Annotated in this window: 20 protein-coding genes; 12 read left to right on the top strand and 8 right to left on the bottom strand. The window is 39.5% G+C overall.

What is annotated here, in order from left to right:
• Nucleotides 1–62: 62 nt before the first annotated feature.
• The 4 genes from L1283_RS10795 to L1283_RS10780 all read right to left on the bottom strand — a co-directional run bounded on the left by L1283_RS10795 (nucleotide 63) and on the right by L1283_RS10780 (nucleotide 2,805).
• Nucleotides 63–440 (bottom strand): hypothetical protein, encoded by a 378-nt coding sequence (locus L1283_RS10795; protein ID WP_145328575.1) that lies wholly within the window; start codon nucleotides 438–440, stop codon nucleotides 63–65.
• Between the two features lie 9 nt (nucleotides 441–449).
• Nucleotides 450–1,028 carry a DJ-1/PfpI family protein gene (locus L1283_RS10790; RefSeq protein ID WP_075991932.1) on the bottom strand — a complete coding sequence of 193 codons (579 nt, stop codon included), beginning with the start codon at nucleotides 1,026–1,028 and terminating at the stop codon, nucleotides 450–452.
• A 78-nt stretch (nucleotides 1,029–1,106) separates the two neighbouring features.
• Nucleotides 1,107–1,670 carry an NADPH-dependent FMN reductase gene (locus L1283_RS10785; protein ID WP_286850277.1) on the bottom strand — a complete coding sequence of 188 codons (564 nt, stop codon included), beginning with the start codon at nucleotides 1,668–1,670 and terminating at the stop codon, nucleotides 1,107–1,109.
• Between the two features lie 187 nt (nucleotides 1,671–1,857).
• Nucleotides 1,858–2,805 carry a 1-aminocyclopropane-1-carboxylate deaminase/D-cysteine desulfhydrase gene (locus L1283_RS10780; RefSeq protein WP_286850274.1) on the bottom strand — a complete coding sequence of 316 codons (948 nt, stop codon included), beginning with the start codon at nucleotides 2,803–2,805 and terminating at the stop codon, nucleotides 1,858–1,860.
• Between the two features lie 18 nt (nucleotides 2,806–2,823).
• On the opposite strand from L1283_RS10780, the gene L1283_RS10775 reads away from it, so the two are divergent.
• Complete coding sequence (locus L1283_RS10775) at nucleotides 2,824–3,870, top strand: RluA family pseudouridine synthase (protein WP_088161005.1); 1,047 nt, start codon at nucleotides 2,824–2,826, stop codon at nucleotides 3,868–3,870.
• A gap of 19 nt (nucleotides 3,871–3,889) precedes the next feature.
• Complete coding sequence (locus L1283_RS10770; protein WP_088161006.1) at nucleotides 3,890–4,756, top strand: aminotransferase class IV; 867 nt, start codon at nucleotides 3,890–3,892, stop codon at nucleotides 4,754–4,756.
• 33 nt (nucleotides 4,757–4,789) lie between these two features.
• On the opposite strand, the gene L1283_RS10765 is transcribed toward L1283_RS10770, so the two are convergent.
• Complete coding sequence (locus L1283_RS10765; protein WP_286850271.1) at nucleotides 4,790–5,365, bottom strand: NADPH-dependent FMN reductase; 576 nt, start codon at nucleotides 5,363–5,365, stop codon at nucleotides 4,790–4,792.
• Between the two features lie 213 nt (nucleotides 5,366–5,578).
• Here L1283_RS10765 and L1283_RS10760 point away from each other — a divergent pair, with 213 nt between their 5' ends.
• Together L1283_RS10760 and L1283_RS10755 are read left to right on the top strand one after the other, a co-directional pair.
• Nucleotides 5,579–6,121 carry a hypothetical protein gene (locus L1283_RS10760; RefSeq protein ID WP_088161008.1) on the top strand — a complete coding sequence of 181 codons (543 nt, stop codon included), beginning with the start codon at nucleotides 5,579–5,581 and terminating at the stop codon, nucleotides 6,119–6,121.
• Between the two features lie 269 nt (nucleotides 6,122–6,390).
• On the top strand, nucleotides 6,391–7,317 hold the full coding sequence (locus L1283_RS10755) for a polysaccharide deacetylase family protein (protein ID WP_088161009.1): 927 nt from the start codon (nucleotides 6,391–6,393) through the stop codon (nucleotides 7,315–7,317).
• 84 nt (nucleotides 7,318–7,401) lie between these two features.
• Here the strand turns inward: L1283_RS10755 and L1283_RS10750 are convergent, their stop codons facing one another.
• Nucleotides 7,402–7,983 carry a PhnA domain-containing protein gene (locus L1283_RS10750; protein WP_088161010.1) on the bottom strand — a complete coding sequence of 194 codons (582 nt, stop codon included), beginning with the start codon at nucleotides 7,981–7,983 and terminating at the stop codon, nucleotides 7,402–7,404.
• A gap of 280 nt (nucleotides 7,984–8,263) precedes the next feature.
• Here L1283_RS10750 and ypfJ point away from each other — a divergent pair, with 280 nt between their 5' ends.
• Nucleotides 8,264–9,133, top strand: coding sequence for a KPN_02809 family neutral zinc metallopeptidase (gene ypfJ / locus L1283_RS10745; protein WP_088161011.1), 870 nt, complete (start codon nucleotides 8,264–8,266; stop codon nucleotides 9,131–9,133).
• A gap of 129 nt (nucleotides 9,134–9,262) precedes the next feature.
• On the opposite strand, the gene L1283_RS10740 is transcribed toward ypfJ, so the two are convergent.
• Together L1283_RS10740 and fabG are read right to left on the bottom strand one after the other, a co-directional pair.
• Nucleotides 9,263–10,243, bottom strand: coding sequence for an acyl transferase (locus tag L1283_RS10740; protein WP_429626103.1), 981 nt, complete (start codon nucleotides 10,241–10,243; stop codon nucleotides 9,263–9,265).
• 166 nt (nucleotides 10,244–10,409) lie between these two features.
• The gene (gene fabG, locus L1283_RS10735; protein ID WP_075991942.1) at nucleotides 10,410–11,153 is read right to left on the bottom strand and encodes a 3-oxoacyl-[acyl-carrier-protein] reductase; all 744 of its coding nucleotides are present in this window, start codon (nucleotides 11,151–11,153) and stop codon (nucleotides 10,410–10,412) included.
• A 512-nt stretch (nucleotides 11,154–11,665) separates the two neighbouring features.
• Between fabG and L1283_RS10730 the strand changes: the two genes are divergently transcribed.
• From L1283_RS10730 to L1283_RS10700, 7 genes are all read left to right on the top strand, one after another.
• Complete coding sequence (locus L1283_RS10730) at nucleotides 11,666–13,165, top strand: malate:quinone oxidoreductase (RefSeq protein WP_075991943.1); 1,500 nt, start codon at nucleotides 11,666–11,668, stop codon at nucleotides 13,163–13,165.
• A 214-nt stretch (nucleotides 13,166–13,379) separates the two neighbouring features.
• Entirely contained in the window at nucleotides 13,380–13,997 is a 618-nt protein-coding gene (gene pnuC / locus L1283_RS10725; protein WP_286850267.1) for a nicotinamide riboside transporter PnuC, read from the top strand.
• The gene (locus L1283_RS10720; protein ID WP_286850265.1) at nucleotides 13,984–15,063 is read left to right on the top strand and encodes an acyl-CoA dehydrogenase; all 1,080 of its coding nucleotides are present in this window, start codon (nucleotides 13,984–13,986) and stop codon (nucleotides 15,061–15,063) included. The genes pnuC and L1283_RS10720 overlap by 14 nt, the downstream gene beginning before the upstream one ends.
• 456 nt (nucleotides 15,064–15,519) lie before the next feature.
• Nucleotides 15,520–19,860, top strand: a complete 4,341-nt coding sequence (locus L1283_RS10715; RefSeq protein WP_286850262.1) for a hybrid sensor histidine kinase/response regulator transcription factor — start codon at nucleotides 15,520–15,522, stop codon at nucleotides 19,858–19,860.
• Nucleotides 19,861–20,016: 156 nt separating this feature from the next.
• On the top strand, nucleotides 20,017–21,162 hold the full coding sequence (locus L1283_RS10710) for a pectinesterase family protein (RefSeq protein WP_286733713.1): 1,146 nt from the start codon (nucleotides 20,017–20,019) through the stop codon (nucleotides 21,160–21,162).
• Between the two features lie 48 nt (nucleotides 21,163–21,210).
• A complete protein-coding gene (locus L1283_RS10705; protein ID WP_312352546.1) occupies nucleotides 21,211–24,624 on the top strand; it encodes a SusC/RagA family TonB-linked outer membrane protein in 3,414 nt (1,137 codons plus the stop codon).
• A gap of 10 nt (nucleotides 24,625–24,634) precedes the next feature.
• Nucleotides 24,635–26,384: RagB/SusD family nutrient uptake outer membrane protein (locus L1283_RS10700; protein WP_429626102.1), on the top strand; the 1,750-nt coding region annotated here is incomplete at its 3' end.

Genomic DNA, 26,384 nt, shown 5'->3' with positions numbered 1-26,384 from the left:
AAAAAAAATCCCCCAAAGGTCTATTCGGACTTTGGGGGATATGTCATTATGTTTGGTTTCGTCTATTGCTTCTTTCCGTACTTTTTGGAAATTTGAATAGCTTTGTATTTCGTTGTGTCAAAATGTGGCGTGTCAATTGACAAGCTTGTCGGATAAGGAGCACTTCGGTCGAAGAAATACACGGTTGTTGTACTTCCGTAATCATTAACAGGCATTAAATCAAGACAGGCAGAATAATCCGCATTCAACAGGTCGCCTACAGTAACGGCATAAATGCGTATGATGCCACCTTTATTTTGTTCATTTCTGACGAAAGCGACTTCCTTAAAACCTCCCGGTAGATCTTCAATACTTTTCTGATTGAAACTATCTTTTAAAATAAAACCCAACAGCACTAAAATCGGTATGACCAAAAGCCATAGCCTTTTATTCTTCTTCATTAAAAATACTTAAATTGTAATTGTTATACCTAATAATTTGTAAAACTCTTTTAAAATTGCCTGGTGTCCTGGCCAAGCAGGAGAGGTGACCAAATTGCCGTCTACCACCGCTTGATCCGCAGGGATATTTTTCCATGTGCCACCCGCTAGTTCAATGTCGGGACCCACAGCCACATAAGCTGTCAAAGTGCGACCTGCGAGTACTTTTGCGGCTGTCAACACTTGGATGCCATGACATATTGCTGCCACAGGTTTATTGTGCTCAAAGAAGTGTCTTGTAATCTCCAAAACACGTTTGTTGAGTCGAATATATTCTGCCGATCGTCCTCCCGCAATATATAAACCGTCATAATCTTCGACATTGACCTGGTCGAAATCTTTATTGATTGCGAAATTGTGCCCGCGCAGTTCTTTATAAGTCTGGTCACCAGTGAAATCATGCACTGCTGTGGGGACTACATCTCCGCTTTTGCGGTCCGGAGCAATTGCATCTACCGTTAATCCTATTGAACCCATTGCTTGAAATGGAACCATTGCTTCGTAATCTTCTACAAAGTCTCCTACAAGTAGTAATATTTTTTTTGCCATATCAAAAAACCTCTTTTAATAGGTTTTCAATTTACATATTAAAAGAGGTATTCACAACGATTATTTGTTAATCTTTTGTTAACCTTGTACGGCTAATTTTTCGGCAAGTGCACGTTTTGTTTTACGTACTTTAGCTTCTAATTGACTTCTTAAAGTGGGATCGATAATACCTTTACCTTCTTCAAAGTTTTTGTGGAATTCAGGAAGAGAGAAGGAGTCTAATATATCGGCGCCATCCCAAGTGATTCGGTTTACTGCGGTGTTCAATACCGTGGCTCCTCCCATTGGACCAGGGGCAGTAGCCAATAAGAAAACAGGCTTGCCATTGAATAATTTGCGGTTAGGAATACGCGAAACCCAGTCAACAATATTTTTGTAAGCTGTAGTATATGACCCATTGTGTTCGGCCAAGGAAATCAAAAGGAAATCTGCTGCATCCATTTTAGCCGCAAAGTCATGTGCCAACTGTGGAATGCCCAACTCGACTTCTTTGTCGTAAGAATAGATCGGCATTTCAAAATGGTTTAAGTCTAGCAATTCGATGCTATCGTCTGCTTCTTTGTAGTATTTGGAAGTACTTGTGACGAATGTTTTGTTGATTGAGTTTCTGTTGCTTGTTCCTGCAAATGCTAATATTTTCATCTTTATATCATTAATTTATGAGGTGTTAAATAGGGCAAAACTACCCCATACTGACCTCGTTGTTACCTTTAGAAAATCATGATTTTCGCATGTTTTCGCTATGTTTTATTTTAAAATCTGTTCAAACTTACGATATAATTGCTGAATAAATGTCAATCAAATGTCTCTGTACGGCGTTCTAGCATATTTATTGATGTAGATCAATAAAATTGAAACGTTCGTACATACCAAGCAGGCCTGTAAGTCCGCCAGTATGAATAATGAGTACCTGATCTGCGGGGGTAAAGTAGTCCTTTTTGATCAGATCATCTACGGCATAAAGTAATTTGCCGGTATAGGTGGGCTCGATCATGATTCCTGTAGCAGCTATAAAATGCTGAACAAAGGCGAGCAAGTCGGTATTGGATTTTGCATAACCACCAAAATGATAATCAAGATGTAAAATAGGAGGGGTGATGTTGGGGTAAAGTTGATCGACTTCCTCCTGAATAAAACCTCCATTTTTTAAAACAGGTATGCCGTGTACGCGGGTAAATAGATCTCGTTTTTCTATCGCATTGGCTATTCCAGCTAATGTTGTTCCTGTGCCGCAGGCGGTAAAAATATGCTGGTATTCATGTTGGAGTTCATCAACGAGTTCGGAGCAACCTTTTGCTCCTAGCATGCCGTAACCACCCTCGTGTATATAGAACGTCGTTGGATCCTGACCAAAATAGGTGTTGTATAAATTTTCTTTATCTCGGTAAGATTCGCGGTCGACGTAAATGAGCTGCATCCCAAAAAGGCGGCACATTGCTAAAACAGGGTTGTTAACCCCTTCTTCACCTCGAACAAAAGCGGTTGTTTTAAACTTAAAGGTAGCTCCGGCGCAAGCGGTAGCTAAAAGATGGTTGCTCCATGCTCCTCCAAATGTAACAAGATGATTTTTCTGAAGCTGCAGGGCTTCTTCCAGATTATATTTTAACTTTCGCCATTTATTGCCTGAAATAAACGGATGTATGAGGTCATCGCGCTTAAGTGTTACTTTGATATGCTTCTTTTCCCAGGCTGGGAGGCACAATTCAGTTTCGGGGCTATGGATTTTGAAGGGCAACATAACATTAAATGAAAACAAATTTAACGAAAATTGTTTCATTTGGTTTATTTTTGTAGCATGACAGAACAAATTGGATCGCAAGATCAGGAAGAACAAGAATTATTTGAGCATCTACGTATTGAGGTGGATAAGGGACAAGCATTACTCCGCATTGACAAATACCTGATGAACAGGGTTGAAAATGCGACGCGGAGCAAAATTCAGCATGCTATTGAAGCAGGTTCTGTCATGGTTAACGGTAAGGAGATCAAGGCGAGCTATAAGGTTAGACCTGATGATGTGATTACATTGGTGCTACCTGATCCACCTCGGGATAATGAAGTTTATCCAGAAAACATTCCATTGGATATCAAATACGAGGATGACGACGTGCTGATTGTGAATAAAGAGGCGGGCATGGTTGTGCATCCAGGATATAATAATTATACGGGAACCTTGGTAAATGCATTAACGTATCATATACAGCAACTGCCACAGCTTCCAGGAAACTCCGATCGCCCGGGTTTAGTCCATCGAATCGATAAAGACACTTCCGGACTATTGGTTATTGCTAAAAATGAAAAATCAATGGCCTTTTTGGCAAAACAGTTTTTCGATCACAGCATTACCCGTAAATATATTGCATTAGTTTGGGGTGATTTAAAAGAGGACGGAACAATTACAGGTTATATTGGACGTCATCTAAAAGACAGACGCATCATGGCCATGTATGATAGCGAAGATAAAGGGCGTTGGTCAGTGACACATTACAGCGTTTTGGAGCGACTGGGCTATGTTACTTTAATTGAATGTCAGTTAGAAACAGGGCGTACACACCAAATTCGTACGCATATGCAATCTATTGGTCATCCGTTATTTAATGATGCAATGTATGGTGGAGATAAGATTTTAAAAGGTACCGTATTTTCAAAGTACAAGCAATTTGTGGATAATTGTTTTTCATTACTGCCACGACAAGCCCTTCATGCGCAAGTATTGGGATTTATCCATCCTTCTACAAAAGAAAATATGTATTTTGAGGTACCATTTCCAGAAGATTTTCGTTTAGCTTTAGAAAAGTGGCGCGGATATGCGGCAAATTCAATGGCTATAGAAAATGATTAAAATTTAGAACAAAATTAAGATGCCAACAAACTATATCAATTTCAATGGCAGTGTAGTGCCGGAAGATCAGGAAATATTTAGCATTGAGAATAGAGGTTTCCGTTATGGGGATGGATTATTCGAAACGATGCTGTATAAGGATGGTGATATCCGCTTTCTAAATTTTCATGTAGAGCGTTTACAGAAAGGAATGGAGTTGATTCATTTGGATGATGCGAATCTATTCGATGAATTTTTTATTCGTTCGAGATCCGAAGAATTAATCCGTAAAAACAATATGTTGGGGCAGCAGGTTCGTATCCGATTGATCGTGTTTAGATCTGGAGGCGGATTGTATAGTCCAACGAGTAATAAACCTGGTTTTGTTTTGCAGGTGCAGCGCATAGAACCTAATCTTCGCGATAAGAAGGTTGGTTTGATTGTAGGACTTTACAATGAATTCAAAAAACCGTATAGCGACCTTTCAAAGATTAAATCTTTAAATGCGCAGATTTACGTGTTGGCTGGCATCTATAAAAAGAAAATGGCTTTTGATGATGTATTGATTCTAAATCAGGAAGGTTATCTATGTGAATCCCTGATTTCAAATATCTTTGTCTATTATGAAAAGGTACTTTATACACCAGCGTTATCCGAAGGATGTATTGAAGGAGTAATGCGCCGGGTAGTCATGGACATGGCACAGGATGAAGGTATAGAGGTGGTTGAGGCACAGATAAGCCCCGAAATCATGAAACGGGCGGATGAGATTTTCTGTACCAATGCTGTACAGGGCGTACAATGGGTAATGGGCTATAAGCAAAAGCGCTATTTCAATAAGATATCGCGGATCTTGCAGGAAAAATTACAACATTGGAACTATGACGTCAGTGATGAACAGGACTAGAATAATTTGATTATACATACAAAAGGGCGGGATTTAATCCTGCCCTTTTGTATGTATAATTCGCTCAGCCCATTGCTCAAAGGCATTTTTAAAGCTACGTAGAAAATCTTTGGTTTTTTGTGATTCAATAGTCCCACTGGGACCAATACATGTTGTTATATTGCCCAGATAAGCTTCGGGTTGCTGCATCGTTAAGATATTGATGAAGACCAGTGATTGACGTAAATGGTGGTTGGCGCCAAAGCCACCGTAAACTCCCGTTGATGAAGAAATTATGGCGCCAGGTTTACCATCCCATTTATTTTTTCCATAAGGTCTTGAACCCACGTCAATCGCATTTTTTAAAACTGCAGGAATAGAACGATTATACTCTGCAGTAATAAAAAGTACAGCATCCAGGGACTCGACCTCTTTCCGAAATCGCACATAGCTCGGAGGAGGATTTCCTACGTCGTCAAAATCCTGATTATATAGGGGAAGCTCGCTGATATCGATTATGCGATAGCCAAATTTAGATTCCTCTTGCTCAAGAATAAACTGCGCAATTTTTTTGTTGTAAGATTCCTTTCGTAAGCTACCAACCAATATTCCTACATTATATATACTCATTGTGATTAGTTCATTAAAGTCTGTATGATCTGAACAACTGATCCTACTAAAAAGTTTGCGGTTTTATTGCTAACTACAGTCATATTTAACCTGTTTAAAATGAGATTCTTATTGCTTCGTTAACAAAAATTAACATTTGAACATTAATCTTTTGCACACTGTTTGTTGTCGTATTGTAAAGAAGAAATTACAAACTAGAGGGAGGAGCTACTTATGAAAAAATTGTTTTACGCGGCGGCGATTATTGCAGGCCTTTTTACAGCGGGAGCTGCACAAGCGCAAGTCAGTATCAGTGTCAATATTGGGAGTCAGCCAAGCTGGGGGCCAGCAGGTTATGATTATGCCCGCTATTATTATATTCCAGAATACAATATGTATTACGATGTACCCGCGAGATGTTACGTTTATTATGATAATGGCGGCTGGATAAGAAGAGCAAGTTTACCGAGGAGATACAGACATTACGATTTTTATCGGGCTCATAAAGTCGTTATTAACGATCGCACACCATGGCATCACCACGATCGGTATAGAAGCCGTTATGGCGGTTACCGTGGAAGACAAGTATCTATCCGTGACAACCACCACGGTGGTAGTGGGTATTCATTTGCCAGCGAACGTAGTGTAAGGCGCGAACATTCATGGGGAGAAAGCCGTCGATACGATAGCCGAAATGGGCATGGACGAGGCAATAGCCATGGGCATGGAAACGGACATGGGCGTGGTAACGGTCACGGAGGAAGACATAGAGATTAATCGAGTAATTGAATAACATGATAAAAAAGGAATCTATATACATATAGGTTCCTTTTTTTTGGCCAGAAATAACAGGCTGTTTGCATTCGTAGCTCCGGGTTTTTCGGAATCATGAAGCTTTTAGTGTACATGCACAATAAATTAAATAACATAACAGCTTGATTAATGAAAAATATATTAATTTTGCGCTACACGGGACTGAGATCCGCTTATTTTAGGTGATTTTGAGTTTATGGGAAATAATTGTAATGTGTAAGTTAATTTTTGTAATGAGAAAACTGGTTAATTCGGGTGTTGTATGGGTAGGGTTAAGTATATCTATTTTTGGATTTTACTCCTGCAATCAAAGTGGGACAAATAAGGTGCAAAATGTGGGAGCTGTTGACTCTATGCCGCCAAAAAAGGATAGTTTGCTTGCTGTGCAAGATTCGATAAGTAAAGTGGATTCGCTGCGCAAAGACACCATTACAAAAATGGAAGAAAATGTGGACTACAAAGGGACTAAAGATACGACCGTATTGTTGACTGATACTGTTTCTCCACGTTATATTTATCTCACTTTTGACGATGGTCCACTGAATGGAAGCCAGCACCTTGATTCCATTGCGACAGCGAAAGGCATCAAAATTAATGCTTTTCTGATTGGCAATCATGATAAAATGAGTAAAAAATTACACAGTTTTACAGAACGTTACAAGAATAATCCTTTAGTGGATTGTTACAACCACAGTTACTGGCATGCGCACAATAAATACAGTACTTTCTATTCGAATCCGCAGACGGCTTTTGAAGATTTTGAACTTGCTGAGCAATCGCTGGGATTAACACATAAAATAGTTCGGTTGCCGGGACGAAATATCTGGTATATCGGAGACCGTAAAAAGGTTGATTTGAAAAGTGGGGCTTCGACTGCCGAGTTACTACACCAGAATGGTTACAAAGTAATTGGTTGGGACTGTGAGTGGAAGATAAATGGTGTTACAGGGAAACCGGACCTATCGGTGAATCAGTTGTATACCCAAATGAAGAATTTACTCCGTAAAGGTACCTCTTATACGAAAAACAATGTTGTGCTATTGACACATGACAATATGTATCAAACGAAAAAAGGACAGCGGTTGTTATCGGATTTGATCGATAGTCTCAAACAACATTCAAACTATCGTTTTGAATTTGTGCGGAATTATCCGCAATAGTGACTGCTATCTCTCTAAATAATTAAGGCTTAAACAGGAATGAACCCCAGTTTAAGCCTTAATTATTTAGTCGAAAAGTCTATTTTAATTTTGTTTACGGAGATATTTGGTCAATATAACGATTGTTTGACCTTCAATCTTTCCTTCAATTTGTTCGATATTGTCTGCTACTAGTCGAATATTCTTAACCACGGTGCCTAAAGTCGCTTTTAAGGAGGAACCTTTCACGTCAAGCGTTTTTGTCAGCACAACAGTATCGCCCTCCAACAGTCGTTGCCCGATGCTATCTTCATGAAAAGAAACATAGCCATCATTTTCATGATCTCCAGTTTTCTTAGCTTCCAATAGTGTTTCATCGTCGAGATAGAGGATATCCAGTGCTTCCGACGCCCAGCCTTCATTTTTTAATCGGTTTAACATACGCCAGCATACAATTTGCACCGATGGGTTTTCGGCCCACATTGCATTTGGAAGGAATTTCCAGTCGTCTGGATTTAATTGTTCTGTTTTGTTGAGCTGATTGACCAATGTTTCTGAAATCAGTAAAGTATTGTCCAAATTTGATGTTATTTCCGGAGGTAATGTGTAGGCAATTAAAGTGGCATCTTCGCCTGTCAGCTCACATTTTCCGCCAGCTCTCGCTTGTAATTGTTCTTCTAATTTCATGTCAGTTTTTTTGAAAGCCCAAACTTAGCCAAATTTGCTTTGATGTGCAATGACGAATATCACGGCTTGGGGAAATAATTCCTGTTTTTACTCTTATAAAGCATTGTTTTTGCTTATGACTATCATTTGTTTGCTGGTAAATTTATTTATATGATGCGGACTACGAGGTAAAGTGAAGTAAATTTTTTCTTCAAATAAATTTACTTCATGTAGAACATTGGTACCGAATTTGTGTTTAACCAACATTAGAAAAGATTATTAACTGTAATATAGGAATACTATGAAATGGCAAGGAGGCAAGCAAAGTGGTAATTTTGAGGACCGTCGTGGAATGTCGGGGGGAGGAAAAATTGCTTTAGGAGGAATTGGTGGAATTATTGTTTTGGTCATTGGATTTTTGATGGGTGGAGATCCGATGCAACTCTTACAGCAAGCCCAAAATATGGGGGCACAAACTGAACAGTCAGGACAGCCGCGTGAGTTAAATCCGGAGGAAAAAAGACTAACTGAATTTTCATTAACTGTACTTCAGAGTACCGAGGATGTTTGGGCAAAGCTGTTTAAAGAGCAGATGCAGAAAAATTATACCCCTACAACACTCGTATTTTACGATGGGGGAACACAAACGGATGGTTGTGGTATGGGGCAGGCTTCTTACGGACCTTTTTATTGTCCGGGTGATCAAAAGATTTACCTGGATCTGAGCTTTAGTAGAGAACTTTCGGATAAATTCGGTGCAAAGGGAGAGTTCGCCATGGCGTATGTAATTGCGCATGAAGTCGGACATCATATCCAACAATTGGTGGGATTATTGCCGAAGACCAATCAAGCCCGTGGGAAACTGAGCGAGCGTGAAAATAACAGGATCTCCGTTATGACCGAGCTGCAAGCGGATTTTTATGCAGGTGTTTGGGCGCATTACATCAATGATTTAACCGATATAAAAATTGATTATAATGATATAATGGACGGGATGAAAGCGGCAGCTGCTGTTGGTGACGATAAATTACAGACTGAAGCACAGGGCTATGCTGTTCCTGAATCATTTACGCATGGTACATCTGCGCAACGTATGGAATGGTTTAAAAAAGGATATGATTCGGGGGATATGCGATCGGGCAATACCTTTGAAGATCCGAGTCTGAAATAGGAATCGTATTTCGAATAAAAAAACACCTGGCCGTGCATCATGACCAGGTGTTTTTTTATTATGGTATAGGCAATTTGCTTTGAGGGAACCAAACCGTTTGGCAAATGCCGCGCTGGTCATATCAGATCATTACTGAACCAACAGATTACAACCACGAATATCACTTTGGTCAAAACGTCCCAATATTTCAAAAGAGCCATCCTGATATACTTTACCTAAATCTTGTGTGGCTATAAATGAACAGGAGTAGCGATTGGCGAGGTCGATTACATTGATGCCGCCAGTTTTATTCAACGGAATCAGGCTTAAAGGATCATTGGTATCTCGGATCAAGATTTTCATCCATTTGGGAAGATAGAATATTCCCTGACCTGAAGAGTAGCCTTGTGAGAGTAATTCTGTCATGCCATATTCAGAATGGATACCATGCACAGAAAAGGCTTCTTCCAGGAGTTTATGGATTTCCTGTTTCACCATTTCCTTACGCTTACCTTTCATTCCGCCGGTTTCCATAATGATCAGTTCAGGAAATTCAAAGGCATATTGTTCAATGAAGTCGAGTAGGGCATACGTTACGCCAAAGAGGATGGTCTTTGTGCCTTTATTTTTGAGCTTAATAAGTGTATCGAAAAGCTCTTGGTGGTTATAGAGAAAATAATTGCTTTCCGGTTGCTCACTTTGCTTCATGAGATCATCAATCATATAGATCAGCGACGAACCACTTCGCTCTAGGTAGGATGGGAGCAATGCAAGGACGGCGATGTTGCCGAGCGGACCATAAAAACTTTCGAAAATCTTCCGAAAAGTTCGCTCATATATGCTCCGGTCAGCGACCAGATGTTTTGAGGTGACCATACCTGTTGTACCCGAACTCGCGAATACGATTTCAGCCTCCATCCCTTCAGCAATAACCTGTTGGGTCTTAAAAAATTCGATGGGCATGAAAGGAATATCGGTATAGTGCTGAATCAGGTCTTTTTCTCGCCCAAGGAGCCTGATATAGTCACGATAAATTTTGCAATGCTGGCTTTGGAATTGGTAGGTATCTAAACAATGCTGATTAAAATCATCCTCGGTTTTAATGTCAAAAAAATCCTTCCAGTTCGTCATAGCATTTAAAAATTTGATGGACAAAATTAACTAAAATTTGGAAAAGAAAACCGTTAATTGTGGCGTGCATAGGTGTTTCGTAGAAATAGATCAGGATAGGCCGTGAAATATAACTAGAGAACAGGCTTAGGTCAAGTTTTCTTAACTCAACCTAAGCCTGTTTATTTTATAACATACCACCATCAACAGGAAGAACCTGTCCGGTTACGTATGCTGATAAATCAGATGCTAAATAAAGACATGCATTGGCAACGTCTTCTGGTTCGCCAGCACGTTTCAATGGAATCCCGGCTTCCCATCCAGCCACAACTTTAGGATCCAGTACATCAGTCATTTCGGTACGTATAAAACCTGGAGCAACTACGTTTGCACGGATATTACGAGAGCCTAATTCTTTAGCGATAGATTTTGTGAACCCGATAATACCAGCTTTTGATGCGGCATAATTTGCCTGACCGGCATTTCCTTGAACTCCAACAACTGAAGACATATTGATAAATGAACCTTTACGGTTTTTCATCATAATTTTCGAAGCAGCTTTTGTAACGTTAAAGACAGATTTTAAGTTGACATTTAATACATCATCCCAATTCTCTTCGGTCATACGCATTAACAAGCCGTCTTTTGTGATACCGGCATTATTTACAACGATATCTAATCCCCCAAAATCGGCAACGATCGCGTTGATTAATTGTTCTGCTTCTTCGAATTTTGAAGCATCAGAGCGATAACCAATCACTTTGGTGCCGAAAGCCTGAAGCTCCTGTTCTAGCGCCTGTCCTTTTTCGACAGAAGAAAGATATGTAAAAGCGACGTTAGCACCATGTTGTGCAAACACTTCTGCAATTTTTCTTCCGATTCCTTTTGATGCTCCTGTTACTAAAGCAATTTTTCCTTCGAGTATTTTCATCTGTATAAGTTATTTGTTCTTCAATTATTCACACTTAGGCATTTATGTCCATTTTCCACGCGCTGTCTTTCTCTCACAGCCCGTCTGTTACTGGAATTCAATACGAAACATGAACTCGTTTCCATTTGGTTTATCTTGGTTATGCCCCAGTGCTTGTGTTTTTTCGATGCCGTCGTATTAGCGAATAAATGATCTTGTTTTTTAGCTATTGTGTACACTATTGCCTTTCGATGTTCTGCAAAAATGTTAAAACTATATTATAACACAAAATCTTTCGATAAATAACGGTTTAAAATAGAAAAACATTGTGTGTTGACCTTGTGTTTACGTTGGAGTGGAAGCGTGTTTTCAGGAAACAATTTTAGAATTTTACGGTAAGCGATCGCTCACTTAGGATTATTTTAATAAATCAATGGTATTTTTGAATAAGTGGTTCTAAAAAGTACAGTTTTTTGACAAAAGACTTGGACGTTTACCAAAAACTATATTAAATTTGCATCAATCACAAAAACATGAGCAAAAAATCAAATAAAGAAGTTGACGTTGTTCTGATCGGCGCCGGTATTATGAGTGCTACTTTGGGTACTCTAATCAATGAATTAAGCCCAGACGTTAATATTGAAATTCTTGAGCGTTTGGATGTTGTGGCTGCTGAAAGTTCTGACGCTTGGAATAATGCTGGCACGGGTCACTCTGCCTTATGCGAGTTAAATTATACCCCCGAACAGAAAGATGGTTCTGTAAAGATTGATAAAGCAGTTAAAATTGCAGAGCAATTTGAAGTGTCTAAGCAATTTTGGTCCTACCTCGTTGATAAAGGCATTATTGCCCAACCTGAAAATTTTATCCGTAGTATTCCACACATGAGTGCGGTTTTTGGTGAAAAAGATGCTAAATTCCTAAAGACAAGATGGGAAACATTGACGACCCAAAACTTGTTCAAAGGGATGGAGTATACCGAAGATACGGCATTGTTGAAATCGTGGATTCCATTGATGATGGAAGGACGCGAGGCCGATGAAAAAATCGCTGCGACAAAAATGGATCTGGGCACTGATGTTAATTTTGGGTCGTTGACACGTGATTTGATCGCTAATCTTGAAAATAAAGAAAATATTTCGATCTCCTTAAACCATGAAGTAATCGACATCGAACGTGAAGACGATGGCCGTTGGGAAGTGGAGGTCAAAGATTTAAAGACAGGAACAAAGAGAGAAATAAAAGCAAAGTTTGTATTTATTGGGGCCGGTGGCCACTCGTTGTTGTTGTTGGAAAAATCTGGAATACCCGAAGCAAAAGGCTATGGCGGATTTCCTGTAGGGGGCCAATGGCTACGTTGTGTAAATGAAGAGATCATTAATACACATCATGCGAAAGTGTATGGAAAAGCTTCTGTTGGAGCTCCTCCAATGTCTGTACCGCACTTAGATACACGTTATATTGATGGCAAACAAGCGTTATTGTTTGGACCATATGCAGGTTTCTCAACTAAATTCTTAAAACAAGGGTCTTACTTCGATTTACCTGCTTCTATCAAATTGTCCAATATCCGCCCGATGTTATCAGCCGGACTTGACAACTTACCTTTGACGAAGTATCTTATTACTGAAGTCATGAAGTCACCAAAAGATAAACTAGAGTCTTTAAAACAATTTATGCCTACAGCTAAATTGGAGGATTGGGTTATCGAGAAAGCAGGACAACGTGTTCAGGTCATCAAGAAAGATGAGAAGAAAGGTGGAATTTTAGAATTTGGTACAGAGGTCGTTTCTAGTGCAGATGGTTCTATTGCTGCGCTATTAGGAGCTTCTCCTGGAGCTTCGACGTCAGTTGCTATCATGATCAGCCTGTTGAAGAGATGTTTCCCTGAACGTGCGAAATCAGATGAATACCGTAAAAAACTACGTGAAATGATTCCTTCACACGGGAAATCATTGAACGATGATGCGCAACTATGTAAAGAAACGCGTACGCGTACGCACAAAGCGTTGAAATTGATTGATATAGAATAATCAATTCGACAGAAAATATACTTATGGGGTGCTTGGAATGACCATGGTCATTCTCGGCTGAGATTATACCCAATAAAAGCGATTGTACCTCCTTGTACAATCGCTTTTATATACCTGATCCAGGTAATGCTGGCGTAGGGATTTAATTTCAATAAAAACGTCCGTTTTTCTCCCATAGGTTTATTATGAATTACACGAAATAATAAACAAGGCGATGACTTCTGAAACAATTTTCGAAGCTTTTATAAAACAGATTCAACAGGCCACCATCGCGGAATGGCTAGGGGTATCCTTTGGTATTTTACAGGTTTGGTTTTCCCGGCAAAATAAATCGATCAATTACATTTTTGGGATTATTGGTATCTTAATTTCTGTTTACGTATTATTCCATGCGAAACTATATGCAGAAATATTACTACATCTCTATTATTTGATCATGAGCATCTATGGCTGGATCTATTGGAAATATAGTAGCGATGTTGCTGCTCCCATAACGCATTGTGAGCCGAAAGAATGGTGGATAGTAGGGGGAATCTGCGCTCTCGGTTTTCTGTTGTTTTATTTCGGATTGGTCCATTTAACGGATTCTGATGTACCGCTTTGGGACTCTGCAGTTTCCTGCACAGCTTGGGCAGGGATGTGGTTATTGGCAAAACGGAAGATAGAAAATTGGATATTGTTGAATATCAGTAATCTGATGGCAATTCCTTTACTGATCCATAAAGGGTTATTTCTTTATTCGGGCTTGACCTTGTTTTTATTTGTTATGGCATTTAGTGGATATTTTAATTGGAGGAGAATAATAAGTGAAGAAAGATATGCAACTCAATAGCGAAGATATTGCTATTCTGAAAGATAATCAGGCTAAGGGAATCCATCAGAAAACATTGTCGGATGGACAGCTCGAACTGATTTTTCGTCGGAAATGGTTTAAGATTTGGGTTCCACCTGCATTGGGTGGATTGGGGTTAAGTCTACCTGAAGGGCTCAATTTATTGGCTGACCTGGCTTATTGGGATGGGGGATTAGCTTGGACAGTAACGTTATGCTCAGGAGCAAATCTCTTTGTCGGTTTTATTGATCCGGTTTTAGGAGATCAGATTTTCAAAACGGATCGGGTTTGTTTTGGCGGCAGTGGGCAGGTATCAGGTACAGCTACACGTGAAGGTGAACATTATCGGCTCCGCGGTTTTTGGAGATATGCAACCGGAGCTCCTCATTTAACCCATTTTACCTTAAATGCTGCAATTCAGGAGGCAGGAAAACCCGTGTTGGACGAAAAAGGTGAACCACTGATAAAATCATTTTTTGTGGATCGTGACCATGTACTGGTGCATTACGACTGGGATACATTTGGATTGGAGGCTACGGCTTCGCATTCCTTTTCGCTGGAAGACATACTCGTTGATGGTAGGCAGTCTTTTGATATTGATGCGGCAAAAAGTACACGTAGCGAGCTGTTGTATCAATATCCCTTTATGCCTTTTGCGGAATTGACTTTACTGGCCAACTTTACGGGAATGTATAAGCGCTTTTTGGATTTAATAGAAAAACTATTTGTGTTAAAAAGCAATCAATCCAAATGGGAGAAGACTGAAAGTAAAGAAGCGTTTAGGGTACTCGATGACTTTCAGCAAGATTATGTTAATCGGAGGGAAGCAATAATGAATTTGGCCGTTCTTTCTTGGGTAAATCTTCATGATGGCAATGATAATGCAGCAATTTATGAACAGATAGGGATACAAAGTCGAGATTTTGTGGAATGTATCTTTACAAATACAATAAGACTCTATCCGCATACCGGAATCTCGGGGGCCGCCATTGATCATGAAATCAATATAATCTTCCGGAATATTTTTACGGCTTCGCAGCATAAGTTACTACAGAAGAGTTTATAACAAAAAAGACTATCCTAGGATAGTCTTTTTTGTTATAAAAGAACGTGTAGATCGCCAGACTTGGTTAGAAGTTTTGCTACCGTAAATAATTTCTTATCTTGTTGCTTGAAATAACCAATTGTAAGCATAAGAGAAGTTTGTGTTTGATTAAAAGTTTATTTGTAATATTATTGTTTAATTTTTTTTGTCAGGTGCTAATGGCACAGCAACGGCATACACTTTTAAAATCAATTTTTCAGGAGCTTAAAAATAATTCAATCCATAAGAATAAGATAAATCGGTCCAATATGGATCTTATTACTATTAGGTTGCCATATATACTTAGATTGGGCAATATCTGCATATCATATTTTTGAGATCGTTTGCGTAGAAAATATAAAGTAATACGTGAATAAAAAGCTACTTTTAGGTAGTAACCAAATTTTCAAAAAGAGAGGGATAAATCTAATCTTCATTATGATAAAATTTAGTAGTTCGTGGATATTTTTATTAGCGGTAGTATTCGCTTATATACCCACCGTTCTAGGTCAGGAAAGTTTTAGATTGGATCATTTTGGCGGAGATAAAGGTCTTTCTCATGGTAATCTGACAGGACTATTGAAGGATAAGGATGGTTTTATCTGGATTAGCACATGGAACGGAATTAACCGGTACGATGGTCAGCATTTCAAAACCTATAATTCTACAGAATCCAAGAAGTATGATGTCGCAAGTCGTCGAGTTATTCAGATGATCGATGGTAATAAAAACGACATCTGGTTTCTTACTTATGATATGAAACTTTATCGTTTTGACAAGGCTACCGAAGAGTTTTGCTCGATATCGGAAAAGGTGGAAGCTACACAAAAAAAATCAGTACAGTTTAACAAAATTTTAGCAATTGATGCACAATCTATATGGGTAGGCAGCACAGACGATGGTTTATTTTGTATAGATACGAAAAGTGGAAATTCTGACTATTCAATCTTTAGCTCAGACAATAAAGCTGTAGATAATCATCTATCGTCAAATCAATTGACTTTCTTCCATAGGAATGTCGAAGGACAGGTATGGATTGGGACAAAAGATGGTCTTCATTTGCTTCAATTATCTTCAAAAAAAGGGAATAAGCCACATGTTATTCAATCTTTTGAATTGGCTTCAAATGGTATCTTTAAGATTGCTGAATCTTCTGATTTCATGTTTTTTTCTACCGAAAAAAACAACCTTTTGGTGTATAATAAACAAGGACAAAAATTGCAGAAGTTATCGGTAACAAAAGGACGAATCAATGAAATGCGTATGTCACGCGATCAAAAGCAGCTTTTCCTGTCGACCTCCTTGGGTGAACTTATTGCATTTGATGTCGTAAGGCATACAATACAGAAACTATATCAATTTCGAACTAGCCTTACTGGAATTTATGAAGATAGTAAGCGACGATTGTGGCTTGAACCAGAAGGAAATGGCGTGGTCCTGCTGAATTTGAACGATCTTAAAAGCAACTATTTTAGTTCTCCTTTCTTTAAAAAGAGTTCAACCGTGAGTTTTAAATGTTTTGAGGATGCATCGCAAAGAGTCTGGATCAGTATGCGAGGGGGCGGATTCGGTTTTTTTGATGAACAGAATGCCCAGCTCAGCTTTTCTTTCAAATCAATCAATGGTCAACAGATAGACTTTCCACGCTTTGTCCATGATATTCTATATGACCCTGCTGGTGTAATTTGGTTTGCCGTAGAGGGGGAGGGAATGGCACGGATAGTCTTTTACAATAAAGGGGTGTCATTCCAACCTTTTGGTAACGAAGAGGTGAAAGCAACGGACCCTGAAGTTCGTAGCCTTCTATTTGATCAGTTGGGAAGGTTTTGGGTTGGCAAAAAATTGGGACGCATATCAGTTTTTGATCAGGGGAAAATTTTGCCAATTTCTTTCAGTGGCGTGGATTCAGAAGCACTTTCGTCCGTCTATAGTCTATTGGAGGATCGTAAAGGAACAATGTGGATGGGTACTAAGAAGCATGGGCTGTTAAAGGCTGTACCACAAAATAAGGAGCGAACTTCATATAGACTTGAACAATTTAATACGATAAACAAAAAATTAATTAGCAACCAAGTTTATTCGTTATTGCAGGATAAACAGGGGGCTATTTGGATAGGAACTTATGGAGCGGGTTTACTTCGAGCTACTGAAATTAATGGAGTAACGAAATTTGAACAAATAGCATTGCATAAATCTGGTTTGCGGAAAGATGTATTTAACAGAGTTCGGCAATTAACTCTCGATGATAAGGGAATGGTTTGGGTAGCGACAACCCATGGTGTTCTAGTTGTTAATCCAATCAATAAAAAGGATAATTTTTATTTTGTGTATTATGATGGAGATCATATTGGCGATAATGATGTGCAATATCTGTACAAAGATCATTATGGAACCATGTGGATATGTACGTCAGGGGGGGGATTGACAAAATGCAGTGGCGATCCTTTTAATGCTCTTCGATTTGAACATTATACCGCCAACGAAGGACTTTTTAATGATTATGTTTTAAGTTGTATCTCAGATGAAGAACATAACCTTTGGTTAGCAACAGAAGGTGGATTGTCGAAGTTTGATCGTCAAAAAAAGAGGTTCGTAAATTTTAATGCAAGTGACGGTTTTGGTAATATGCGATTTTCAGAAAAGACGGTAGTACAGAGGAAGCAAGGAGTGATTTTTTTTGGTACAACAAAAGGAGTACTTTGTCTCGACACCAAAGCCTTTCAACAGAAATATAGCAAACCGAAGCTTCTATTGACTGGACTCTTGATTAATAATAAGGAATTTGTAATTAATACCCAAAAAAAAGGACAACAAGTCGGAGTACAATATACTGATCGGCTTATATTAAACCATAATCAAAATAACCTATCTTTTGATGTAACAGTTTCGGATCCGCGTTATATGCACCCTAATTTTCAATATCGTATAAGACAGATTGATACTAGCTGGCATCTTAATAACCAGATTACACGCATTACCTACACCAATTTAAATCCCGGCGATTACACCCTTGAGATAAGGGGGGAAGATGATCTTTATGAAGGAATCCCTTATAGAAAGGTTGAATTTATGATTAATCCACCATGGTGGAAGACACATATGGCATATATAGTCTACGGTTTTTTGATTCTCGGGATTTCCTATGCAGTTTTTAAAATATGTCTGCAAATGATACATTTAAAACAGAAAGTACTTCTCGAACAGCATCTTGGTGCACTTAAAATGGAGTTTTTGACTAATATTTCGCATGAATTGCGGACACCATTGACACTTATTATAAGCCCGGTCAAGAAATTGATACGTGAAGAGACCGATTCAAAAAAACAGGTATATATGGATATTATTCATCGGAATGCTGCGCGAATGGAGCTTTTTGTCAATCAATTGTTAGACTTGCGAAAGGTACAGGAAAGTAAGCATCAATTGCATCTTACGCAATTCGACATCGTGGTATTGATCTCTGACGTATTGTTCGCGTTTATTGCATCTGCCGAAGCAAAACAGGTGAATCTTAAATTTGTTACAGCTTTTAAAGAACTGATTGTTCAACTAGATCAGACGAAAATTGAGATAATCCTTTTCAACTTGTTGTCAAATGCACTCAATTATGCACCCGAAGGAAGTAGCGTGGAAATCCAGTTAAACCTAGAGCAAGAGAAAATGTATATCCATATCATTGATGAGGGACCTGGAGTTCCAAGTGCAACAATGCCTTATATTTTTGAATTATTTTACACAGAAAATAACCCTAAAGTGCATAAAAGAAAAGGTACGGGAGTAGGTTTAGCGCTTTCAAAAGAATTTACATTATTACACGACGGAAACATTTATGCAAAAAACAGGGAAACCCAAGGACTCCATGTTAGCGTTGAAATTCCAATTCACAATAATGCAAATGTACCGCAAAATGTTCAAGAATTCCGTAATTTTAATTCTTTTGACCTTCCTCCGTATTCCGATCCCAATAAGCATAGCATGGTATCTTTCGATACAGACAAAAATGAAACTTTATTGTTAGTTGAAGACAATGCGGATTTACGAATATTTTTAAAGGGGCAATTAGACGCTCATTATCACGTTGAAATAGCTACAAACGGTAAAGAAGGGTTGGAAAAGATTCACTCCATGATGCCTGATTTTATATTAAGCGATCTGATGATGCCAGTAATGGATGGTATTGAAATGTTGAAAGAAGTTCGGCGGGATGCGCGGGTTTGCCATATTCCTTTTGTGTTGTTGAGTGCTAAACACGCTGTTGAAACGCAAATTGAAGGATTGCATTATGGCGCTGATTATTATATCACAAAGCCATTCGAACCTGCTTTTCTATTAACAGCTATTCATAATTTACTTCAAAAAAGAAGATCCTATTTTAAACAGGTTACTGAGCGGAATGCTCCTGTAATTCAGGTATCAGAAGTTCAAATTGACGACAAGGATAAGAAATTCTTGGATACGGTAGTTGAGGTGGTGGAACAGCATATGAACCAATCTGACTTTAATATTGATTTGATTGCCGAACAGCTGAATTTGGCCCGCAATACCTTTTACAAAAAATTTAAGAGCCTGACAAATATAGCTCCAGTTGAATTCGTTCGGGAGTTGCGCCTGAAAAAGGCTAAATTATATTTTGATGCGGGGCTGGAAAACGTATCCGATGTAGCTTATCGCGTAGGATTTAATAATCCCAAATATTTCAGTACTAGTTTCAAGGAAATGTTCGGGATCTCTCCAAAAGAATATACTATGCGAAATAAAAATAAATCATTTTTATCATAATTTTTAAATATAAATCACTTATAATTAGTTTTTTATAAAAATTAAACCTTTTTTGTCAATTATTGAACCTTTAATTTGTTGTGCTCCATTAGCTTTGATTATTGCTGACGACAGTCTTGCAAACTTAATGTTAAACGAACCAATTATAGACTTCTAATGATTAGACAAATTCTTGTATCTATTCTATTGACCTATGTTCAATTTTGTAGTCCCTTTTTTTGCTGTGCCAGCATAATTAAAACGATAGCACTAGATGGAGGTCACAATGTGGTCGTGTCAGCCGATGGTACCGGTGATTATAAAACTATACAAAAGGCAATTGATAGTGCGCCAAAACATTGCGGTGAACCTTACCGTATTTATGTGAAAAATGGAGACTATAATGAAGTAATCACGGTACCCATAGAAAAAAGATTCATCCATTTAATTGGTCAAGATAAGCAGCAAACACGTGTTCATTTTAAGTTAAACGTACAGTCTTTACCTAAGCCGGATTCTAAATGGTATCAAACAGACACTGCAGCTTGGGAATTTTCCGTTCACAATCCCAAAGCAGCGGTTTATCGCTATCCCGGGGCAGTGGTGTCAATCTATGGGGATGATTTTTATGCCGAAAATATCAGTTTTATAAATGATTGGGGACTTGAACGGCAAAGCGGCCCACAGGCTTTGGCAATACGTATCCAAGCGGATAGGGTAGCATTTAGTGGTTGCATATTCCGATCTTTTCAAGATACCTGGATGACTAGTACACGCAAGCCCAATGATCGGCTATATGTATACAATTGCTGGATAGAAGGGGCTGTAGATTATTTTTATGGGGGCGGTAATGCATATGTTGAGCATTGCACCTTGTATAATGTTCGCAGCGGATCGGTGATTGTGGCTCCGAGCCATAAGGAGGAAACTAAATGGGGTTACGTGTTTAAATATTGTACAATCGATGGAAATACCGCTGCCGCAGATGGAAAAGTAAAATTAGGACGTCCATGGCACGATCAGCCTAAAGCTGTTTTTCTTTACACACGAATGAATATCCCGGTGGCCAAAGAAGGATGGACAGATATGGGGGGGATTCCCAAAATATTTGCCGATTACAAAAGTATAGATGTGTCAGGAAATGCGATAGGCACCGACAATCGTAAGACACGATTTAAAAACAGCAATAATGAGATGGGTGTGTCAAAAGCAATACTAACTGATGCGGAAGCTGCTAGTTATACTTATGATACGGTTATTGTGGGGAATGATCAATGGAATCCTCGCAAATTTATCTGCACTAAACCCCAAGTATGGAAGTGATTTCGCATAAATCGAGCGATATAGCCAAGCAATTATAAATCAAATCTTATGAGAAATAACAAATTGAAACCATTTGACGGAATAAAGTTTTCTTTGTTTCGTTCTACGCAGCTGCGTAAAAATTTGTTGCATTCAGATGGTGTTAGGGATGTACCTTATTACAATTGGCGGAGCCGGGTGAATATTGGCTTCTTGCTGGTGTTCATTTCAACTACCATTCAGGCAAACGATAGTTATGCGACCATGACAGTGCTTTTGGATAGCCCCCGTAAGCAGGTTCGATGGATATCTCAAAGGTCTATTGCTATCGTAGGCAAGGTGTTGGATGAAAAAGGAGTTCCGATAACAGGGGTAACTGTGCGAATAAAATCAAGCAGTATGGTGACATCAACTGATCAGTCGGGAAGTTATGCATTTAAGGATGTTCCCGAAAATGCTGTTCTTGTATTTGTTTTTGTTGGAAAAAAAAGCCAAGAAGTTCAGGTCAATGGACGTATGAAAATAGATGTTGTTCTTGCAGATAATACGTTAATGATGGATGAAGTTGTAGCCATCGGCTATGGTACTACAAAACGGAAAGATCTGACAGGTTCAGTAGCCTCTATTAACGCCGAACAATTGAAAGATCTACCCACAGTATCTGTCCTTCAAGCCATATCCGGTCGTTTACCGGGGGTCAATGTCACCATAACGGAAGGTTCGCCTGATGCCCAGATAAAAGTCCGTGTCCGTGGTGGAAGTTCCATTACCCAGGACAATTCGCCCTTATATATTGTCGATGGATTTCGTGTAGCCAATATCAACGATATTCCGATGGCAGATATTGAAAATATAGATGTACTGAAAGATGCGGCCTCAACTGCAATATACGGTTCTGAAGGAGCCAATGGGGTTATCTTGATTACGACTAAATCTGGGAAAGGCGGAAATCCAAAAATTACTTTCAACTCCTATCTGGCTGCAAGTAAAGTGTACAACCTTACTGAGGTACTGTCGCCCTATGAGTATGTATACTGGCAGCGTGAGCTCGATCCTTCTATGGCTGCGAATAACAGTTTTAATTCCATGTATGGACTCTGGGAAGATGTGGATATCTATAAGTCCAAAGATGGACTTAATTGGCAGGATAAATTATATGGTAATACGGGGCTGCAGCAAAACTATAGCTTGGGAATGACGGGAGGTGACAAAGATGGAAGTCTGACCTATAACTTAAACTATACACACGACAATGAGGATTATATTATGTTAAACTCGGCTTACCAGCGGGATTATGTGAGCGCAAAGCTCAATAAAAAGATTAGTCCTAAGCTTTCCTTTGAGTTTAACTCGCGGATGTCAAACACAAAAATCACGGGTCCCAGTATCTCTGACGGGCGCAAGTTGCGGGAAGCTGTAAAATATGCGCCCGTTCGCAGTCTTGCATCGCTGACCGAAGGAGCCCTTGGTGGAGCGGAAGATATTACTTCAGCTGAAGCGCTGAGCTCACTCAACGACCCCGTTGTAAATGTTGTGAATGAGTATAAAGATCAAAATCGCTTTAATTTAATTTTTAATGCCGGGCTGAATTGGAAAATCGCCAGAGGATTGAGTTTCAATGCCAAAGGTTCTTATGGTTTCAATAAAAATTTTACGGATAATATCTGGATAAATGGTACGGGGCAGTCCAGCGCTAACGGTGGTCAGCCCGTAGCGCGGCGAGAAGATCAAAAAGGGGCGCTGTGGTCATTCCAAAATGTGCTGACTTACGATTTCAAACTGCAAGAAAATAAACATCGTTTTACAATCGTTGGGGGGCAGGAGATGACAAATAGCGAGCAAAACGATATGCTGTTGGAGTCTAAATTTTATCCCAAAGATTTCTCAACCGACGACGTGTTAGCGATGTGGAATTATGGTATTCCATCGCCTACCTACACCACCATTCGCGAACCATCACGGACGACCTCCTTCTTCTCGAGGGTTAACTATACTTTTAGCGATCGCTATATTCTGACATTGACGGGTAGGGCAGATGGTAAAAATGTATTTGCACCCGGCAATCAATGGGGATTTTTTCCAGGTGCGGCTTTTGCCTGGAGATTTTCGGATGAGTCTTTCATGTCAGGTACCAAAGCTTGGCTTTCTGACGCCAAATTGCGCTTGAGCCACGGCTCTGTCGGTAACGCGCGCGTAGGATCTTATTGGCGGCAGGACTATGATTTTATTAATGCGGCAAATCAATTGTATTATATTGGAGAAACCCCACAGAGTGCGTTACGTACGAAGACCACGCTGAAGAATGAAAATCTAACATGGGAAAGCACAGTGTCCAGTAATATAGGTTTGGATCTTTCCTTGTTTAAAAACCGGTTGAACCTTACTGTTGATGCTTATAATAATATTACAAACGATTTAATCCTTCAGGTACCGTTGCCGTCGAGCTCGGGGTATGCCAACCAGTATCAGAATATAGGTAGTACTTCCAATAGGGGAATTGAGTTTTCGGCATCTGCAGTATTGGTGGAAAAAAAAGATTTTCGTTTATCAGCAGACTTTAACATTGCTTTTAATCGCAATAAGATTCGTAAGCTGATTGATGGTCTGAATGAAATGACAACGCCAGCCTCTCCATGGCTGGATTTTGGACGCGATGATTTTAGGGCCATTGTTGGACAGCCACTGGGATTGATGTATGGTTTTAAACAAGATGGTTTCTATTCTTTTGATGATTTTACTTTTGATGGTACGCAAAATAGATGGCTATTAAATGAAGGAGTGGTGGATGCTTCGAAAGTAATGTCCAGAGGGGGGAATTATTTTGGCCCAGGTCATATTAAACTTGAGAAGTTGGGCGGAGAAGGTCAGGTAATTACATTGGAGGATGACAGAGCGGTGATTGGCCAAGCACAACCAAAACACACAGGTGGTTTGATGTTGAATGTGCAGTACAAAAGCTTTGATCTGGCGGGTATGTTTAACTGGTCTTACGGCAACGACATATATAATGCAGATAAAATAGATTTCATGGCTTATGAAGGTTCTAAACGGTATCAGAATATCAGTAATGATATGAGGCTTTCACAACGTTTTACCACGATAAACCCTGCCACTGGTGCCAATATCATGTTTGGAAATGATGCCAATCCCGAGCTTTTCCGTGCGCTCAATGAAGGAAAGACGATGTGGAATCCTATGGCAGCAAATGGTCGTATTTTAACCGATTGGGCCATCGAAGACGGCTCCTTTCTCAGACTGAGCAATGTGACACTAGGCTACACCTTGCCGACACATATTGCTAAGCGGCTTCTTATGCAGAATTTACGCATTTATGTCGCTGGCTATAACCTGCATGTCTGGACAAAATATAGTGGACAGGATCCAGAGGTTGACACACAACGTAATCCATTGACTCCCGGGGTAGGATACTCTGCCTATCCGAAAGCGAGAAAGGTGTTGTTTGGATTAAATGTTACATTTTAAACACAAGAACATGAAAAATATAATCATCATTGCTGTTGTCATACTGGCCTGTATGAGTTCATGCAAAAAATATCTTGAAACCAGTTCTCCTTCTTCCCTAAGTGGAGAGACTGTATTTAAGACAAGTTCTATGACTAAAGCTGCGGTTATGGGACTGTATGGGAAAATGACCGATACCTATATCTATGGGCAGAAATTATCGGTCAACTGGCAAGGAGTATCGGATACGGAATCCAATGGGTCATTTAGCGAAACCGGATATATCTCTCAGACAGACGATTTTGGCGCCGGAAATTATTTCGGACACGCCAACAATTCTACGACAAGGTGGCAACGTTTGTTCGAGTTTGCAGAAATGGCAACCGCAGTCGTCGATGGTATCCGCAATTCACCGATTCTCGCGAGTGAAGCAAATAGCATGAAACCTCTTCTGGGAGAAGCGCTCACACTTAAATCGCTCGCATTTTTTGAGCTTGCGCGGTATTGGGGTGATATTCCGTATAAAAAAGAAGCTTCCAAGTCCGACCTGTCTAATGTGTACTTGCCAAAATCCGATAAGGATACGGTGTATCATTATTTGGTAAAGGACTTGGAAGAAGCACAGTCCTATCTTCCATACAAAGGCGGAAATAGTGAGTATGGTACAGTAGAACGTGTAACCAAAGGTTTCGCAAAAGGTCTGTTGGCACGTGTCGCATTATTTGCTGGCGGCTGGTCTCTCAGAGACAGTAAAGCATTTCCTAATTCAACTGCTGAGAAGCATCCGACAATACCTTCCAACAATGGCTATTATGTAGGTCGCCCTCAAAACTGGAAAGAATATTACCGTATCGCAGCAGAACAGGCCGCAGAATTGATCGGATCAGCAGATAACCCGCATCGTTTGGATCCAGATTTTGAGAATATATGGTCTTCCGTATGTGGTAATCGTCCAAATGCTTCAAATGAAAATTTGTTTGAAGTAGCATTTGGCATGGGTAACAATGGAGATATTGGCTCCTTGATGGGCTATGCTGTGGATGGAAATTCAAAGTATGGCTCCCGTGGATTCGGTGGTAGTTATGTAACCTCAACCGCATATTATTTTTATTCCTTCGACAGAGAAGATAAAAGGCGTGACGTGACGCTTAGCTGGATTGGCTATGGAGCTGACAATAAAGAGAAGGTGAGTAATAATCCGAATGATGTAAAATTTGGTAAATGGAGGATTTACTGGATGTCTAATTCCTATCTTGCTATGCACAAGACCGCGACAGGGCGTATCGCTACTGGAGTCAATTGGATACTAATGCGATACTCCGATATTTATCTCATGTATGCCGAAGCTCAAAGTCAGATTGAAAATCCTGATGCAGTACATGAAATGGCCAAAATATCACCGAGACAGGCTTTGGAAAAAGTTCGTGAAAGAGCATTTGGCGTCGGGTCTTCCAAAATACAAGCGTATGATGCTAACTTTTTGGATGCAGTAATTAATGAACGTGCTTGGGAGTTTGGCGGTGAGTCTGTCCGTAAACAAGATCTGATTCGTTGGGGATTGCTTTATAAAAAAATTGAGGATATGAAAATGGCGCTATGTATTATGTATGATCATAGCAAACCCGTGAAAATATTTGATAAAACCTATCAGCCAGCACAATTTCCTTCGACAGTTTATTTCCGTTATAAATTTACATTTAATTTTCCGATTACACACAAGCGGATAAAAATTGGCGAGAGCTATCGCAATCAAAGCAAGTCCCGCTGCTTATCTTTATGTT

Origin of the sequence: Sphingobacterium sp. HSC-15S19 (assembly GCF_050433745.1) — a bacterium.
In the GTDB taxonomy this organism is placed as follows: Bacteria; Bacteroidota; Bacteroidia; order Sphingobacteriales; family Sphingobacteriaceae; genus Sphingobacterium; species Sphingobacterium siyangense.
The sequence above is the reverse complement of the archived record's forward strand: the minus strand, read 5'-3'. Positions and strand labels throughout refer to the sequence as shown.